Origin of the sequence: Pseudomonas sp. MPFS, assembly GCF_022537035.1 — a bacterium.
Lineage (GTDB): Bacteria > Pseudomonadota > Gammaproteobacteria > Pseudomonadales > Pseudomonadaceae > Aquipseudomonas > Aquipseudomonas sessilinigenes.
Genome location: NZ_CP066123.1, coordinates 1136002 through 1151606 on the forward strand (window position 1 = coordinate 1136002; position 15605 = coordinate 1151606).

General features: G+C 63.3%; 15 protein-coding genes. 6 read left to right on the top strand and 9 right to left on the bottom strand.

Annotated features, from left to right (window positions below; translation table 11 throughout):
• Nucleotides 1–27: 27 nt before the first annotated feature.
• From I9018_RS05100 to I9018_RS05110, 3 genes are all read right to left on the bottom strand, one after another.
• The gene (locus I9018_RS05100; RefSeq protein ID WP_124345789.1) at nt 28–396 is read right to left on the bottom strand and encodes a hypothetical protein; all 369 of its coding nucleotides are present in this window, start codon (nt 394–396) and stop codon (nt 28–30) included.
• A gap of 174 nt (nt 397–570) precedes the next feature.
• The gene (locus tag I9018_RS05105; protein ID WP_068605608.1) at nt 571–1548 is read right to left on the bottom strand and encodes a D-glycerate dehydrogenase; all 978 of its coding nucleotides are present in this window, start codon (nt 1546–1548) and stop codon (nt 571–573) included.
• A 105-nt stretch (nt 1549–1653) separates the two neighbouring features.
• Nucleotides 1654–2622, bottom strand: a complete 969-nt coding sequence (locus I9018_RS05110) for a LysR family transcriptional regulator (protein WP_241108876.1) — start codon at nt 2620–2622, stop codon at nt 1654–1656.
• Between the two features lie 272 nt (nt 2623–2894).
• Between I9018_RS05110 and I9018_RS05115 the strand changes: the two genes are divergently transcribed.
• Genes I9018_RS05115 through I9018_RS05130 form a run of 4 tightly spaced genes read left to right on the top strand, consistent with a single transcriptional unit; the run spans nt 2895 to nt 7689 of the window.
• Nucleotides 2895–4406 carry an efflux transporter outer membrane subunit gene (locus I9018_RS05115; protein WP_241108877.1) on the top strand — a complete coding sequence of 504 codons (1512 nt, stop codon included), beginning with the start codon at nt 2895–2897 and terminating at the stop codon, nt 4404–4406.
• Nucleotides 4407–4417: 11 nt separating this feature from the next.
• On the top strand, nt 4418–6625 hold the full coding sequence (locus I9018_RS05120; RefSeq protein WP_241108878.1) for an FUSC family protein: 2208 nt from the start codon (nt 4418–4420) through the stop codon (nt 6623–6625).
• Nucleotides 6615–6815, top strand: a complete 201-nt coding sequence (locus tag I9018_RS05125; RefSeq protein WP_007930063.1) for a DUF1656 domain-containing protein — start codon at nt 6615–6617, stop codon at nt 6813–6815. Before I9018_RS05120 ends, I9018_RS05125 begins: the two co-directional genes overlap by 11 nt.
• 10 nt (nt 6816–6825) lie before the next feature.
• On the top strand, nt 6826–7689 hold the full coding sequence (locus I9018_RS05130) for an HlyD family secretion protein (RefSeq protein WP_022642420.1): 864 nt from the start codon (nt 6826–6828) through the stop codon (nt 7687–7689).
• A 42-nt stretch (nt 7690–7731) separates the two neighbouring features.
• On the opposite strand, the gene I9018_RS05135 is transcribed toward I9018_RS05130, so the two are convergent.
• The 4 genes from I9018_RS05135 to I9018_RS05150 form a co-directional block, all read right to left on the bottom strand.
• Nucleotides 7732–8757: a sel1 repeat family protein gene (locus I9018_RS05135; RefSeq protein ID WP_241108879.1), complete on the bottom strand. Its 1026-nt coding sequence runs from the start codon at nt 8755–8757 to the stop codon at nt 7732–7734.
• A 49-nt stretch (nt 8758–8806) separates the two neighbouring features.
• Nucleotides 8807–9805, bottom strand: coding sequence for a hypothetical protein (locus tag I9018_RS05140; protein WP_241108880.1), 999 nt, complete (start codon nt 9803–9805; stop codon nt 8807–8809).
• 244 nt (nt 9806–10049) lie between these two features.
• Nucleotides 10050–10874 carry an SDR family oxidoreductase gene (locus tag I9018_RS05145; protein ID WP_241108881.1) on the bottom strand — a complete coding sequence of 275 codons (825 nt, stop codon included), beginning with the start codon at nt 10872–10874 and terminating at the stop codon, nt 10050–10052.
• Between the two features lie 34 nt (nt 10875–10908).
• On the bottom strand, nt 10909–11373 hold the full coding sequence (locus tag I9018_RS05150; RefSeq protein ID WP_241108882.1) for a multidrug transporter: 465 nt from the start codon (nt 11371–11373) through the stop codon (nt 10909–10911).
• A 286-nt stretch (nt 11374–11659) separates the two neighbouring features.
• Between I9018_RS05150 and I9018_RS05155 the strand changes: the two genes are divergently transcribed.
• Together I9018_RS05155 and I9018_RS05160 are read left to right on the top strand one after the other, a co-directional pair.
• The gene (locus tag I9018_RS05155; RefSeq protein WP_085596252.1) at nt 11660–12142 is read left to right on the top strand and encodes a YhfG family protein; all 483 of its coding nucleotides are present in this window, start codon (nt 11660–11662) and stop codon (nt 12140–12142) included.
• Nucleotides 12135–12722, top strand: coding sequence for a putative adenosine monophosphate-protein transferase Fic (locus I9018_RS05160; RefSeq protein WP_241108883.1), 588 nt, complete (start codon nt 12135–12137; stop codon nt 12720–12722). Before I9018_RS05155 ends, I9018_RS05160 begins: the two co-directional genes overlap by 8 nt.
• Nucleotides 12723–13396: 674 nt before the next feature.
• Here the strand turns inward: I9018_RS05160 and I9018_RS05165 are convergent.
• Nucleotides 13397–13672, bottom strand: coding sequence for a short-chain dehydrogenase (locus tag I9018_RS05165; protein WP_233319779.1), 276 nt, complete (start codon nt 13670–13672; stop codon nt 13397–13399).
• Between the two features lie 437 nt (nt 13673–14109).
• Complete coding sequence (locus I9018_RS05170; protein ID WP_085596249.1) at nt 14110–15561, bottom strand: mannose-1-phosphate guanylyltransferase/mannose-6-phosphate isomerase; 1452 nt, start codon at nt 15559–15561, stop codon at nt 14110–14112.
• Nucleotides 15562–15605: the final 44 nt, after the last annotated feature.

Below are 15605 nucleotides of genomic sequence, written 5' to 3' on the forward strand. Positions count from 1 at the left end.
CGGAGGGCGATCACGTCGGTGGGAGCGTTACTGGCAAGGATCGGACCCATAGTCCTGATGGCCCCGGCCCGGGTAGCATTTCACCTGGGTCGTCTTGTCAGTCACGGTCCAGCGCTCGTTCTCGATGGACAGGTTGAATATTGTCTTTTGCGCGAACACCGAGTCATCCAGCAACCCTGACTCCTCGATCTCGACCACCGCCTCGGTCGGGGACTCGCCGGTGACTTTCTGATTCACCATCACGTTGCTGGGTTCTTGCTGGAAGTGGCTGCCCATGGACTCCAGGGCCACTATCAGCGGCGACTTGGCCGTGGCGCTGGTCGCCTGTGCTGGTGATTGCTGATCGCAGGCCGCGAGGAAGAACGCCGGGGCCAGGAGTAGATATTTCAACTTCATGCAGGATCTCTCTGAGACAGTGGCCAGCCTACGGGCATTGCCTTGGCAGGGCAGGTTGGCCAAGCGGGCTTGGCCATCTGACTGGTGGCGCAGGTTTTCGTTCATCGCCCGCCGGCTGTGCCTGGCTATGCGGTTGTGGGCGCGAAGTGGGCCGGGGGTATCGTTTGCCGGCAGTTACTGGGCCTTCCACACCTGGGGGTTGACCAGGTCCTGGGGGCGCTGGCCCAACAGGGCACTGCGCAGGTTGCTCATGGCGCGCTCGGCCATGGCGTCGCGGGTCTCGCCGGTGGCCGAGCCGACGTGCGGCAGGGTCAGGGCGTTCTTGAGCTGGAACAGCGGCGACTGCGCCAGCGGTTCCTTTTCGTACACATCCAGACCAGCACCACGAATCTGGCCGTTCTGCAGGGCTTGGACCAGCGCCGGCTCGTCCACCACCGGGCCACGGGAAATGTTCACCAGGATCGCGCTGGGCTTCATCAACGCCAGTTCGCGCTGGCCGATCAGGTGCCGAGTCTGCTCGCTCAGCGGCACCACCAGGCAGACGAAGTCGGCCTCGGCCAGCAGCTGCTCGAGGCTGCGGTACTGCGCGCCGAGCTCCTGTTCCAGGGCGGCCTTGCGGCTGTTGCCGCTATAGAGGATCGGCATGCCGAAGCCCAGGCGCCCACGGCGGGCGATGGCCGCGCCGATATTGCCCATGCCGACGATCCCCAGGGTCTTACCGTGCACATCGCAGCCGAACAGCGCCGGGCCGACGCTGGCCTGCCACTGCCCGGCCTTGGTCCAGGCGTCCAGCTCGGCGACCCGGCGGGCGCTGCCCATGAGCAGGGCGAAGGCCAGGTCGGCGGTGCTTTCGGTGAGCACGTCAGGGGTGTTGGTGAGCATCAGCCCGCGTTCGTTGAAGTAGTCCAGGTCGTAGTTGTCGTAGCCCACCGAGATGCTCGACACCACTTCCAGTTGCGTGGCGTGCTCGAGCTGCGCGCGGCCCAACTTGCGGCCGACACCGATCAGGCCGTGGGCCCGGGGCAGGGCTTCGTTGAACTGGGCGGCGATGTCCCCCTGCTTGGGGTTGGGCACGATGACCTCGAAGTCCTGTTGCAGGCGTTCGGTCATCTGGGCAGTGATGCGGCTGAAGGCAAGTACAGTCTTTTTCATTGCAGGCAGGCTCGTCAGGCAGGCGGAAATGCCAAGCAAGCTAACATCAAACAGCCCGATCCATGGGCTTTTTCTGGCGCTGACAACGGCCCCGGGGCGGGCTGTTCACTTGCCGTGGCGGGTACCGGCCAGGGTGCCGCTCAGTTCATAGGAGGCCAGCTCGGTCTGGTTGGCCGCGAGGATCTCCGGCAGCGAACCGCGCAAGTACTCGACCCAGGTCTTGATCTTGGCATCCAGGTACTGGCGCGACGGGTAGATGGCGTACAGGTTCAGTTCCTGGGAGCGGTACTTGGGCATCACTCGCACCAGGGTCCCGTTGCGCAGGGCCTCGATGGCCGCGTACACCGGTAGCACGCCGATGCCCATGCCGCTGATGATCGCGGTCTTCATGGCGTCGGCCGAGTTCACCAGGAACGGCGAGCTGTTGATAGTGACCATTTCCTGGCCTTCCGGACCGTCGAAGGCCCACTTCTCCAGGGGAATCACCGGGCTCACCAGGCGCAGGCAGGCATGGTGCAGCAGGTCGCTGGGCTTCTGCGGGCAGCCGTGGGCCTTCACGTAGGCGGGCGAGGCGCAGACGATGCTGTAGGTGATCCCCAGGCGCTGGGACACGAACCCCGAGTCGGGCAACTCGCTGGCCAGGACGATGGACACGTCGTAGCCCTCGTCCAGCAGGTCCGGCACGCGGTTGGCCATGGTCAGGTCGAAGGTCACGTCCGGGTGCGACTTGCGATAGCGGGCGATGGCGTCGATCACGAAGTGCTGGCCGATGCCGGTCATGGTGTGCACTTTCAACTGCCCGGCGGGGCGGGCATGGGCGTCGCTGGCCTCGGCCTCGGCTTCCTCGACGTAGGCCAGGATCTGCTCGCAGCGCAGCAGGTAGCGCTTGCCGGCCTCGGTCAGGGCGATACGCCGGGTGGTGCGGTTGAGCAAGCGGGTTTGCAGGTGCGCCTCGAGATTGGAGACGGCGCGCGAGACGTTGGCCGTGGTGGTGTCCAGTTGCACGGCAGCGGCAGTGAAGCTGCCGGCTTCGGCGACACAACTGAAGGCACGCATGTTTTGCAAGGTGTCCATGGGGTGCTCTCAAAGGAGATTGCAAATTGTGACACGAAGTTTCTGTTTTTACAGGCGTCTGGGGATACGACCAAGGGATTATCGCGTTTACGGTAACAAAGATTCACAGGAATCCCAGCTTATCGCCGAACCGGCCGCCCCCTAGAATTGCGCCGATCCGCAGGAGCCTTGCCGACGAAGCGCCGTCCGACCCGATATCCGGGCCTGGACCGTTGGCCAGCCGGCACCTGCGAGAGATTTGCCATCCCCCTCGATCTCAGGAATTCGCAGCAGTGCCGCGTCGCATCAGCAGAGGGTTCAAGACCCTCAGTGTTTGGGCTTTATCGTTAGCAATCAGCGGCTGCATCGGAACCGGAGGCATTGCCCCACAAGGCAAGACACTTCCCGCTAATACATTGGCCACCGACGAGGCGATCCAGAGCGCCGCGCGGGATGCCCACTGGCCCAGTGCCCAGTGGTGGCAGGCCTATGGCGACCCGCAGCTCAACCGTTGGATCGACCTGGCCATACAAGGCAGCCCGAGCATGGCCATGGCCGCTGCCCGGGTGCGCCAGGCCAAGGCCATGGCCGGCATCGCCGAGTCGGCCGAGTCGCTGCAGGTCAAGGGCGATGCCACCCTCAAGCGCCACAACTGGCCCACCGACCCGTTCTACGGCCCCGGGGCGCTGTCCAACAGCACCACCTGGGACAACAACGCCGCCCTGGGCTTCAGCTATGCGCTGGACCTGTGGGGCCGGGAAAGCAACGCCACCGAGCGCGCCGTGGACCTGGCCCACATGAGCGTGGCCGAGGCCCGCCTGGCCCAGCTGGAGCTGGTGAATAACGTGGTGCGCAGCTATATCCAGCTGTCCCTGCACTTCGCCCAGCGCGATATTGCCCTGGCCACCCTCAAGCAGCAGCAACAGATCCTCGAGCTGGCGCGACGGCGCCTGGACGCTGGCATCGGCACGCATTTCGAGGTCAGCCAGGCCGAAGCGCCGCTGCCGGAAACCCATCGCCAGATCGACGCCCTGGATGAAGAAATCGCCCTGGCCCGCAACCAGCTGGCGGCCCTGGCCGGCAAGGGTTCGGGGGAGGGCGCGCGTTTGCAACGGCCGAGCCTGGCCCTGGGCGCGGCGCTGAAACTGCCGTCGGCCCTGCCCGCCGAGCTCCTGGGCCAGCGCCCGGACGTGGTGGCTAGCCGTTGGCAGGTGGCGGCCCAGGCCCGGGGCATCGATGTGGCCCATGCCGGTTTCTATCCCAACGTCGACCTGGTGGGCAGCATCGGCTTCATGGCCACCGGCGGCGGGGCCCTGGAGTTCCTCACCGGCAAGAAGCTCAACTACAACGTCGGCCCGGCCATCAGCCTGCCGATCTTCGATGGTGGGCGCCTGCGTTCGCAACTGGGTGAGGCCTCGGCCGGCTACGACCTGGCCGTGGCCAAGTACAACCAGACCCTGGTGGATGCGCTCAAGGGCATTTCCGACCAGTTGATCCGTCGCGAGTCCATGGACAAGCAGCAGTCGTTCGCCGCCGAGTCGGTGGCCGCCGCGCAGAAGACCTACGACCTGGCCACCGTGGCGTTCCAGCGCGGCCTGACCGACTACCTCAATGTGCTCAATGCCCAGACCCTGCTGTTCCATCAGCAACAAGTGCAGCAGCAAGTCCAGGCCGCGCGCCTGAGCGCCCAGGCCGACCTGGTGACTGCCCTGGGCGGTGGCCTGCAAGCCGGTCGCGACGTGCCCTCCGACAAACAGATCCAAGCGCCCAAGACCCCGGCGGCCCTGGCCGTCTTTGATCACTGAAGCAGGTTTCGATGACTTCCTTGCCCGCACCCTTGCGCTGGCTGTATTCCCTTGAGTGGCGCCGGGGTTTCTTCGACTGGGCACGCAGCGATGGCGTGACCTGGGTCTATATCTTCAAGGTGCTGGCGGCGGCGTTCCTCACCCTGTGGCTGGCCATGCGCCTGGAGTTGCCGCAGCCGCGCACGGCGATGATCACCGTGTTCATCGTCATGCAGCCGCAGAGCGGCCAAGTGTTCGCCAAGAGCTTCTATCGCTTCCTCGGCACCCTGGCCGGCTCGGCGGTGATGGTGGCGCTGATCGCCTTGTTCGCCCAGAACACCGAGCTGTTCCTGGGCTCGCTGGCGATCTGGGTCGGCATCTGCTCGGCTGGCGCTGCGCGCTATCGCAACTTCCGCGCCTATGGTTTCGTCCTCGCCGGCTACACCGCGGCCATGGTCGGCCTGCCGGCCCTGGCCCACCCGGAAGGCGCCTTCATGGCGGCGGTCTGGCGAGTGCTGGAGATCTCCCTGGGGATTCTCTGCTCGACCCTGGTCAGCGCCGCGATCCTGCCACAGACCGCCAGTGCCGCCATGCGCAACGCCCTATACCAGCGCTTCGGGGTGTTCGCGATGTTCGTCACCGATGGGTTGCGTGGGCGCAGCCAGCGCGACATTTTTGAAAGCAGCAACGTGCGCTTCATCGCCGAGGCGGTGGGCCTGGAAGGGCTGCGCAGCGTCACCGTGTTCGAAGACCCGCACATGCGTCGGCGCAACGGTCGCCTGAGCCGCTTGAACAGCGAGTTCATGGGCATCACCACGCGCTTCAACGCCCTGCACCAGTTGCTCGAGCGCCTGCGCAGCAGCGGTGCCGATCACGTCGTGGCGGCGATCAAGCCCGGGCTCTACGACCTGGCTGAGCTGCTGGACGGGTTCTCCGGCCGGGCCCTGACCAGCCCCGACGCGGCCCGCCTGGCCACGGCGCTGGCGGCCTATAAAGGCGAGCTGCCGGCACGGGTGCGCAGTCTGCGCGCGGCGTTCCAGGAAACCGCCCCCAGCGATGCCGAACAGCTGGATTTCCATACCGCCTACGAGCTGCTGTACCGCTTCGTCGACGAACTGCACAGCTACGCCCAGACCCACGCCTCCCTGGCCGAGCACAGCCATGAGCGCGAGCGCTGGGACGAGCCCTACACGCCACAGACCAACTGGCTGGCCTCGGCCGCCTCGGGGATTCGCGCCGCCTTCGTCCTGCTGGTGCTGGGCAGCTACTGGGTGGCCACCGCCTGGCCCAGTGGCGCCACCATGACCCTGATCGCCGCCGCCACCATCGGCTTGTCGGCCGCCACCCCCAACCCCAAGCGCATGGCGTTCCAGATGGCCTGCGGGACCTTTATCGGCGCCCTGGTGGGGTTCGTCGAGATGTTCTTCGTGTTCCCCTGGCTCGACGGCTTCCCGCTGCTGTGCCTGACTTTGGCGCCAGTGATCGTGCTGGGCTCGTTCCTGGCCTCGCGGCCCAAGTACGCCGGGGTCGGCCTGGGCTTGCTGATCTTCTTCAGCACCGGCTCGGTGCCGGACAACCTGACGATCTATAACCCCTACGCCTTCATCAACGACTACATCGCCATGGTCATGGGCATGCTGGTGTGCGCCGCGGCCGGGGCGATCATCCTGCCGCCCAACAGCCGCTGGCTGTGGCGCCGCCTGGAGCAGGACCTGCGCGGCCAGGTGGTGTATGCCATCAGCGGCAAGCTCAAGGGCCTGGCGTCGAGCTTCGAGAGCCGCACCCGCGACCTGCTGCACCAGGCCTATGGCCTGGCGGTGGGCCAGCCCAAGGTGCAGAGCGAGCTGCTGCGCTGGATGTTCGTGGTGCTGGAGGTCGGCCACGCCATCATCGAGCTGCGCAAGGAGCAGGCGATCCTCCCGGTGCACCCGGCCTATGCCGAATCCCAGCCCTGGCGCCAGGCGATCCGGGTCATGGGCCGTTCCCTGGTGCGGCTGTTCCTGCAGCCTAGCCAGAGCAACCTGGAGCGCGGGCTGATCGCCGTGGACCATGCCATCAGCCGGGTCCAGGCCACCGACGAACCCTTCGCCCCGCACTTCGACACCTCGGCCCTGCGCCGGGTGAAGAGCTACCTGCATTTCATCCGTACTTCGTTGCTCGACCCGCAATCGCCGCTGGCGGCCTATGCCGTGGCCAAGCCGGCGGTGCCTGCACCCCAAGGACCTGCACATGCCTCGTGAAATCGCCTTCCACGGCGTTTACATGCCGACCATGACCCTGATGTTCTTCATCGCCGCGGCCCTGGCCTGGGCCCTGGACCGGTTCATCTCCGGTTATGACCTGTATCGCTTCTTCTGGCACCCGGCGCTGCTGCGCCTGAGCCTGTTCTGCTGTCTGTTCGGCGCCATGGCGCTCACTGTCTACCGTTGAGACCCCCGCAATGAAAAAGTTCTTCAGCCTGCTCGCCACCCTGCTCGTGCTGGCCCTGGCCCTGTGGATCGGCCGTACCCTGTGGGAGCACTACATGTACACCCCCTGGACCCGCGATGGGCGAGTGCGCGCTGACGTCATCAATGTCGCCGCCGACGTCACCGGCGAGGTGGTGGACGTACCGGTCAAGGATAACCAGCTGGTGCACAAGGGCGACTTGCTGATGCAGATCGACCCCGAGCACTACCAGATCGCGGTCAAGCAGGCGCAATCGCTGGTGGCCTCGAAAAAGGCCACCTGGGAGATGCGCAAGGTCAACGCCCGGCGCCGCGCCGACCTGGACAGCCTGGTGATCTCCAAGGAAAACCGCGACGACGCCGGCAACATCGCCGACTCGGCCCTGGCCGACTACCAACACGCCCAGGCCCAGCTGGAAGCCGCCGAACTCAACCTGGCCCGCACCCAGGTACGGGCGGCGGTGGACGGCTACGTCACCAACCTCAACGTGCACCGTGGCGACTACGCGCGCATTGGTGAACCGAAGATGGCGGTGGTGGACATGAATTCGTTCTGGGTCTACGGCTTCTTCGAGGAAACCAAGCTGCCCCACGTGCGCGTGGGCGATAAAGCCGACATGCAGTTGATGAGCGGCCAGGTGCTCAAGGGCCATGTGGAAAGCATTTCCCGGGGGATCTACGACCGTGACAACCCCGAGAGCCGCGAGCTGATCGCCGACGTCAACCCGACCTTCAACTGGGTACGCCTGGCCCAGCGGGTGCCGGTACGCATCCATATCGACGAGGTGCCCGAGGGCGTGCTGCTGGCGGCGGGCATCACCTGCACCGTGGTGGTCCGCCAAGACCCGCAGGACTGAGCCGCCAGCCGCCGGCGAAACAGCGGCTGGCGCGGGAGTGCGCTACTTGTAGTGCTTGTCGAGGATGACCTGGGCCTTGTCCAGGATCTGCGCCACCGTCAGGTCGTCGTTGCCCAGGAGGGCGACGATCTGCTTGTTCTGCAGTACGTCGGCGTTGGCTTGCTTGAGCTGCGCCCGGCGGCTGATGACCATGTAGCTGGTGATCTGGCGGCGGTTGTGGATGTACGGCAGGTCGATGCCCTTGAGCATGGCCTGGCGGACGAAATCCCGACGTTCCTGGCTGGCCATGCCACGGAAAGTGTCCGGGTAGGCCTGCTGGATGATGGCCGAGTAGCGGCCGATATCTTCTTCCCGGGCTTGGGCGTACATCGCCTCCTTGCTGGTGACCTGGCCCAACAACTGGTTGTAGTGCTGCTCGGCGGCCAGCAGTTGCTCGGGGCTCAGGCGTGCCTTGAGTGCTTCGCGCTCACCGCTGGCATTGCGGTCGTCGATGATCTTCGACCAGGCATAGGCGCTTGCCAGGTCACCTTGTTCCTCGTGGATCTGGACCAGGGCCTGTTGCGACACCGGATAGCCGTGCTGGGCCGAGCGTTCCAGCCAGCGCTGGGCCAGGGCCCGGTCCGCGGTCATGCCCTTGCGGCCGAAACGGTACACCTGGTACAGCCCGTATTCGGCGCACCAATCGTTCTGGCTGGCGGCGTAGGCCAGGTAGTCGAACGACTGGCGGTTGGGCGTGGCATCGCTGGCGTCGCTTTCCTGTTCGGCGATCATCGACAAATAGCAGAACGCCCGGTGCTGCTCGGGGGCGGCCAGTACCAGGCAGCTCTTGGCCGCCGGATAGTCGTTGTCGTTGAAGTGCGCCATGCCGATGCCGTAGAGCACATCGCTGTCCATCTGGCGGTTGCAGTCCTGGGTGTCGGGTACCTGCGGCAGCAGGGTCTGCAAGCTCAGCTTGGGCAGGCTGTCATTCAGGTCCGGGACCTTGGTCGCGGCAGGTTGCGGGGTTTCGGGAGAGCATGCGGCCAGTACGGCGAGCAAGATCAGTGGCAATGCCTTGAGCAATTTCAAAGGATGTTCCCTGGTCGGTGATGGAGAAAAGACAATGACGCCGTGCAGCCTATGAGCCGCTTGGCGCAAGGATCGCCAGGGCCTGGGTCACGGTCGGTTCCAGGTCCAGGTCGGGGTTCTGCAACAGGGCCAGGACCTGGGGGTTTTGCAGGATGTCCAGTTGCGGGTCCCGCAGTTGCGCCTGGCGGGCGATGATCGCGTAGGTATAGAGCTGCAGCCGGTTGGTGAACGCAGGGAGCGCGCTGACCCGGCTCAGGGCCCGGTCCATGAAGGCATGGCGCTCGGTTGCCGGCATGCCCTCGAAGGCCGTGGGGCGCAGTTGATAGACGCCCGCCGTGTACAGCGCGATGTTCTGTTCGCGGTTTTGCTGGCGCACGCTGTCCTGGCTGGTCAGCTGTGGACTCAGCCGCTGGTACTCCTGCTCGCCTTCGCCCAGTTGCTGCGCGCTCATCTTCTGCTTCAGGCCCTGGATCTTCTGCTGGTCGTCCAGGACTTTGGCCCAGCTGTAGGCCAGGGCCAGGTTGCCCTTGTTGGTATGCAGGCGCACCAGGGTCTGCTGGGCGTCGGTGTCGCCATGGCGCGCTGAGCGCTCCAGCCAGCGCAGGCCCAGCGCGGTATCCGGGGTTTGCCCGCGCATTCCGAAGGTGAAGTTCTGGAACATGCCGAACTCGGCGCAGGAGTCGTTCTTGCGTGCCGAGTAGGCCATGTAGGCAAAGGCCTGGCGATCACGCCCGGCACGGTCCTTGGTGCTGTCTTGCTCCGCGATTTTCGCCAGGTAGCACAGGGCCCGGTCGTAGCTGGGTGCGGCCATGATCAGGCAACTGCGCGCCAGCTCGGGTTGGTCGTGGTCGTACAGCTGGTAGCCGAGGCCGAGCAGCAGCTCAGTGTCCAGCTGGGTGGTGCAGTACTGGTTGGGCGTGGCAGGGGGCAGCAGTTGCTCGAGGCCCACCTGGGGCAGGGTTGCGTTCAGTTCTTCGTCCGGCGACGGTTCGCCACAGCCGATGAGCAAGGTAGCCACGGCCAGCGGCAGCAAGTGTTGGGGCTTCAATGATGAGTTCCTGGTCTGCTTTGGGCGAAGTAGCGCATGGGCGGGCAGGAAAGGGCGGGAGGAGCAGCTTCAGCAGTTCCGTGCTTGAGACGCCAGCGATTCCATGCGGCTTGATCGAGGCCCGGGGCCTTGAGTGCGCGCATTCTACTAAGATTGCGCCGGGCTACAACCTGGGGGGCGCTGTTTCGAGAGGGCCCGGGGCAGATGCCTAGGTTGCAGGTTCCGGGCCCCGGACATCACGGGGTCAGAGCTTGGCGGCCAGGCCGAAGCGCTTCATCAGCCCCTTCTCCAGCAAGCCCTTGGGCAAAAGGTTGGCCAGTAGCGGCAGGGCGCGGCTGCCGTTGCCCAGGCGCACCAGGCGCGGCGGGTTGGGTTGTTGCACGGCCTTGAGCAGGCCGGCGGCGAATTCGCTGGCCGGGGTCGGCTTGTCCTGGGAGGCCTTGGCGCGGGAGCGGATGCCCTCGCGCAGTGGCCACCAGGGCGATTGCTCGTTGAGCAGTTGTTCGGCTTCATGCCCGGCGTTCTTGGCAAAGCTGGAGGCGATGGCCCCGGGCTGCACTTCCATGACCTTGATGCCGAACGGCGCCAGCTCCATGCGCAGGGCATCGCTGAGCGCATGCACGGCAGCCTTGGAGGCGCAATAGGCGCCAGCAAATGGCGTCACCAGCACCCCGGACACACTGCCGATATTCACCACCAGGCCACGGCTGCGACGCAGTACCGGGAACAGCGCCCGGGTCACCCCGACCACTGCGAACACGTTGGTTTCGAACTGGCGCTGCATGGCCTCCACGCCGCCATCGAGCAGCGGGCCCATGGCGCCGTAGCCGGCGTTGTTGATCAGCACATCGAGGCCGCCGTGCCGTTGGTTGATGTCCTCGGCCAGGGCGGCCAGGGCGGCGCCGTCATTCACGTCCAGCTGCACCGCGTGGAAGCCGGCGGCTTGCAGGGCGGCGACGTCCTCGGCCTTGCGGGCGCTGGGCAGGACGGTGTAGCCGGCCTGTTTGAAGGCATCTGCCAGGGCGCGGCCGATGCCGCTGGAACAACCGGTGATCAACGCTATGGGCATGGCGCGGTCCTTGTGCTGGGCGATGGGAAGGGGATCAGCGAGAGAAACTACCCTGCAAACGCTCGGCGCGAAACTCCAGGGTTTGCGGGCGATAGCCTGGGCGTAGCGGTGGCAGGGGCAGGCAGTCCTGCCAGTTGGCGCCGGCCTGCAATTCGCCGGGGCCGCGATAGCGTGGGGCGCTGTACTGGTTGTCGGCGAGGTTCACCGTGTCGCCCGGGGCGTAGGCGGCGACGCGCCAGCGCAGTTCGGTCAGGGGGACTTTGTTGCCGTTGTTGAGCTTGACCTGTAGCGGGCGGTCGGCGGGGCAGTGTTCGGGGGCGTAGGTCAGGCGCAGTTCCAGGCGCGCCAGCTGCTGGGCTTCGCGGTTGTCCAGCCAGACCACCCAGCCGGCCACCAGGGCCAGGCCGCAGGCGGCGGCCAGGGACACCGGGACGGCCTTGGCGGGGTAGCGCAGGAGCAGGATCAGCCAGGTAATGATCAGCAGGACGCCGATGAACATGACGCGAACCTCTGGGGAATGTGGGTGCATCCTACCTAAGCGTAGGTGGGGTTGGCGATGCAGGAACTCGACTCTTGATATTCACCTATTTGTTGGCGACCGGAGGCAGATGATGATTGAGCGCGTGGCTTGTCATTGGTGAATGGCCTTTGACGAACCGCTATTACAACCTGATGTGACGATCATCAGCTCTGTATGAAGAGCGACAGAGTGGTCTCTTTGCTAAGCGTGTGGATGCCCCATGGGGTGTATAATTTCCAGGCTTTGATAAAAGTCATGGGGTCGAATGATGGACGTATCGCTGCAGCAGATTTTCCAAACTGCACAGGTTGACGATCTGAAGGCATTGGGGAAGTTTCTCGAAATAAAACGCTTTGTCGAGGCCCAGCTTTACTTGAAGCTAGGCGCCAAAGGGTGGAACTCCTTGTTGCTGAAACTGAAAGCCATTCGTGCCTTGGAAAAATCGAGTTGCGAGTATGAACATTATTTTTGTACTACCACTTCTTATCCAGCCGCTCGAGCCAACGCAGCGAAAATGATTGGTTTTGAAATAACGGCAAAAAACTGGACGGAGTTGAAGGATGCGCTTCACGGGATCTCGACATGCGTCACTCCCCGCGAACTCGACCTGCATGAACGTTTCGAAAAGAAGAAACGCAAAAACTTCATGAATAGTTCAAGGCTTGAAGGCATCGAAATTCCTGCTTTTGACGAGAAACTCTCCCTGGAAAAAATCCTGGCCAAACATGGACGGCAGTTGAATGGATAAGTATGACGCCTCTAACGATCATTACTGCTATCCCAATTCATCGGTACTCAAGAATAAGCTGAATATCCAGGTGATGGCGGACCTGGAGGTCGCTGAAAGAGATATCACGGCTGTCACAGTCAGTAGGGTCGTCTATGTGGCACCTCCCTACAGTCTCGAGAATTTTAAAGTACTGCATCGGAAACTGTTTTCAGATCTTTATGAATGGGCTGGAGAGTTAAGAAATGTTGATATCTCCAAGGGCGGGACTCGTTTCTGTAACTGCGTGCGAATTGAAGCCGAGGCACTGAAGATTTTTTCCGCTCTTCAGAAAGACAGTTGGTTGGGTGGTCTTGATAAAGAAGAGTTCTGCAAGAAGCTGGCGGAGTTCTATTGCGAACTCAACATGATTCATCCATTTCGTGAAGGCAATGGTCGAGTCCAACGACTATTTTTCGAACATCTCGCCTTATCTGCAGGCTATGAACTCGACTGGGAAGATGTCAGCCAGTCTGAATGGCTCGAAGCCAATATCAATGGGGTCTATGTGAACTACGCCCCCATGACAGAAATATTCAAGCGCATCGTAATCTCCCTGTAGCCGCTACCGCAGGCTGCGCACGGGCGCGCAGCGGCCGCCTGGATCTTGAATTCGCTGAAGGTCCTGCGGCCCTTGTCGCAGCCTCGTGGGCTCGGCAGCAGCTACATGAGGTGATGTGCTTTCCAGGTCAATAAACTGCGACGCCTTTGTCGTTGCTCCGTGTCGAACCCGGACTGGCCTTTGAGCGTCGCTGCCCATTCAGCGACTGGGCTTGGTAACCCATTTCGATACAGGCGCAACAGCGCCACATTTCACTATTGCAGGCGCTTTTTTGTATCTGCACACTCGTGCAATGGCAGCTGTGCGTGGGGGGGCTCGTCCCTGCCGGGTTCCTGTATCTCCGGTTTACCAACCTGCGCGCAGCTGCCCCCCCTTCGCTTGGCAGCCCGTTTTGAAACAGCTGCCGCAGTGCCCCCTTTCGCTATTGCAAGCTCGTTGTGCGCCTGTGTATTCGTGCAATGGCAGCTGTGCGTGGAAGGGCTTCAGCCCTGCCGGGTTCCTGTATCTCCGGTCGACCAATCCGCGCACGGCTGCCACCCACAACAGGGCTATGCATTTTCTGATGCAGAGGGGGACGGCAGTGATCAATGAGGTGGGGTTGGAGATAAAGAAGAGGGGATAGGCCTGCAGATCGTTCCCCCCGCATTTGAAGGAGGGAACGATCACGGGGCGTTTTAGTTCAGGTACTGACTGCCACGAATCCGTCGACCCAACACATCCAGCAAATCACAACCATCGCGCAGCAGAATGGCGCTGGCGTGGGCGATCTGTGTCAGGTCGGTGGCATCGGCATGGCGGCTGTCCATGTGCACGATGCTTTCCATCAGTTGAGTCACCGCGAGGATGCGGTAGGCGGCGCTGGCATGCAGTTCGTCCAAGGGCGCTCGGGTGTCGATAAACAGGGTGGGTATGGAGGATTCGTTGCTAGTTAGCGCGATACGGTCGGTCATGCTGTGCTCCAAAGAAACAGTGCTGGAAAACTGCGTTCCTGAGAAAACAACCGAGCCGTCAACCTCGATCACGAATGAGTCGTAACAGGCGCGAGGATAGGGAGCGAGAAGAGGGCGGTCAACCCGATATGTGTAGCCTGAAACGACCTTTTGTATCCACAGGTGGCTGTTGATCTGGCTTGCCGCTTGCCGCTTGCCGCTTGCCGCTTGACGCTTGCCTCTTGCCCCTGCTTCTGAAAAAAATCCCCCTGTCCAACCGCCTGCGGATAGGGGACGCAGGCGACCGGAAGGGGGTTGAAAGGACTCGCTGGCAACGACTATCTGCTTCTACTTGCAGCTTGCCGCTTGAAGCTTACGGCTGCTCTTGCTTGCAGCTTGCCGCCTGAAGCTCACGGCTGCGTCTCTTGCCGCTTGCCGCTTGAAACTTGCCGCTGCTCTTACTGAGCGATAGTTTTCACCGAAACGCCCCGTTCCACCGGAGTAGAGCGGCCGTAGATATCCTCGAACCGCTCAATATCGTCCTCACCCAAATAGCTGCCCGATTGCACTTCGATGATCTCCAGGGGGATCTTGCCGGGGTTGCGCAGGCGGTGCACCGAGGCGATGGGGATGTAGGTGGACTGGTTCTCGGTGAGCAGGAACACGTTCTCGTCACAGGTGACTTCGGCGGTGCCGCTGACCACGATCCAGTGTTCGGCGCGGTGGTGGTGCATCTGCAGGGACAGGCACGCGCCCGGCTTGACCGAGATGTGCTTGACCTGGAAGCGCCCGCCCATGTCCACCGAGTCGTAGGAGCCCCACGGACGGTAGACCTCGCAGTGGTTCTGGGTCTCGCTGCGGCCTTGTTCGTTGAGGGTGTTGACCATCTGCTTCACGCCTTGGACCTTGTCCTTGTGGGCGATCATCATGGCGTCCTTGGTCTCGACCACGACGATGTTCTCCAGGCCGATCACCGACACCAGCTTGCCGTTGCCGTGGATCATGCAGTTCTTGCTGTCCTGGATCACCACATCGCCCTTGCTGACGTTGCCGTCGGCGTCCTTTTCATGCACGTCCCACAGCGACGACCAGCAGCCCACGTCGCTCCAGCCGGCACTGAGCGGCACCACGCAGGCGCGCTGGGTCTTTTCCATCACCGCGTAGTCGATGGAGTTGTCCGGGCAGCAGGCGAAGGTGGCTTCGTCGATCATCACGGTGTCCGGGTCCTGCTGGCTGCGTTCCAGGGTCAGCAGGCAGGTGTCGTAGATGTCCGGATCATGTTTTTTCAGCTCTTCGAGGAAGCGGCTGGCGCGGAACAGGAACATGCCGCTGTTCCAGAAGTAGCCACCGGCCTGGACGAACTCGGTGGCGCGTTTTTCATCGGGCTTCTCGACAAAGTGCGAGACCCGGCTGACGCCCTCCGGCAGCAGCGCATCGTGGGTCGACTTGATGTAGCCGTAGCCGGTTTCCGGCTTGGTCGCCGGTACGCCGAACAGCACCATCTCGCCGCGCTCGGCGGCCACGGTGGCCAGGGCCAGGGCCCGCTGCAGGGCTTTCTGGTCGTCCATCACGTGGTCGGCCGGCAGCACCAGCATCAGCTCGTCGCGACCTTCGTTGACCAGCATCATCGCGGTCAGGGCCACGGCCGGCGCGGTGTTGCGGCCGAAAGGCTCCATCAGGATGCGCTGGGATTCGAGGCTGCGGTTGCTCAATTGTTCGTTGACGATGAAGCGGTGGTCCTTGTTGCAGACCACGATGGGGGTGTCCATGCCTTCGAACACCAGGCGCTCCAGAGTCTGCTGGAACAGCGTGTGTTCGCCGGTCAGGGCGAGGAATTGCTTGGGGAACTGTTTGCGCGAAAGCGGCCAAAGACGTGAGCCGCTACCACCTGACAAGATCACCGGAATCATGTTGTTACTCCTAATAAATGCAGTTGGGAGCCGCAAGCTGCAAG

Coding starts and splice junctions, on each gene's coding strand:
- I9018_RS05100 (WP_124345789.1), bottom strand. CDS start 396: ATGAAGTTGAAATATCTACTCCTGGCCCCGGCGTTCTTCCTCGCGGCC.
- I9018_RS05105 (WP_068605608.1), bottom strand. CDS start 1,548: ATGAAAAAGACTGTACTTGCCTTCAGCCGCATCACTGCCCAGATGACC.
- I9018_RS05110 (WP_241108876.1), bottom strand. CDS start 2,622: ATGGACACCTTGCAAAACATGCGTGCCTTCAGTTGTGTCGCCGAAGCC.
- I9018_RS05120 (WP_241108878.1), top strand. CDS start 4,418: ATGACTTCCTTGCCCGCACCCTTGCGCTGGCTGTATTCCCTTGAGTGG.
- I9018_RS05125 (WP_007930063.1), top strand. CDS start 6,615: ATGCCTCGTGAAATCGCCTTCCACGGCGTTTACATGCCGACCATGACC.
- I9018_RS05130 (WP_022642420.1), top strand. CDS start 6,826: ATGAAAAAGTTCTTCAGCCTGCTCGCCACCCTGCTCGTGCTGGCCCTG.
- I9018_RS05145 (WP_241108881.1), bottom strand. CDS start 10,874: ATGCCCATAGCGTTGATCACCGGTTGTTCCAGCGGCATCGGCCGCGCC.
- I9018_RS05150 (WP_241108882.1), bottom strand. CDS start 11,373: ATGTTCATCGGCGTCCTGCTGATCATTACCTGGCTGATCCTGCTCCTG.
- I9018_RS05155 (WP_085596252.1), top strand. CDS start 11,660: ATGATGGACGTATCGCTGCAGCAGATTTTCCAAACTGCACAGGTTGAC.
- I9018_RS05160 (WP_241108883.1), top strand. CDS start 12,135: ATGGATAAGTATGACGCCTCTAACGATCATTACTGCTATCCCAATTCA.
- I9018_RS05165 (WP_233319779.1), bottom strand. CDS start 13,672: ATGACCGACCGTATCGCGCTAACTAGCAACGAATCCTCCATACCCACC.
- I9018_RS05170 (WP_085596249.1), bottom strand. CDS start 15,561: ATGATTCCGGTGATCTTGTCAGGTGGTAGCGGCTCACGTCTTTGGCCG.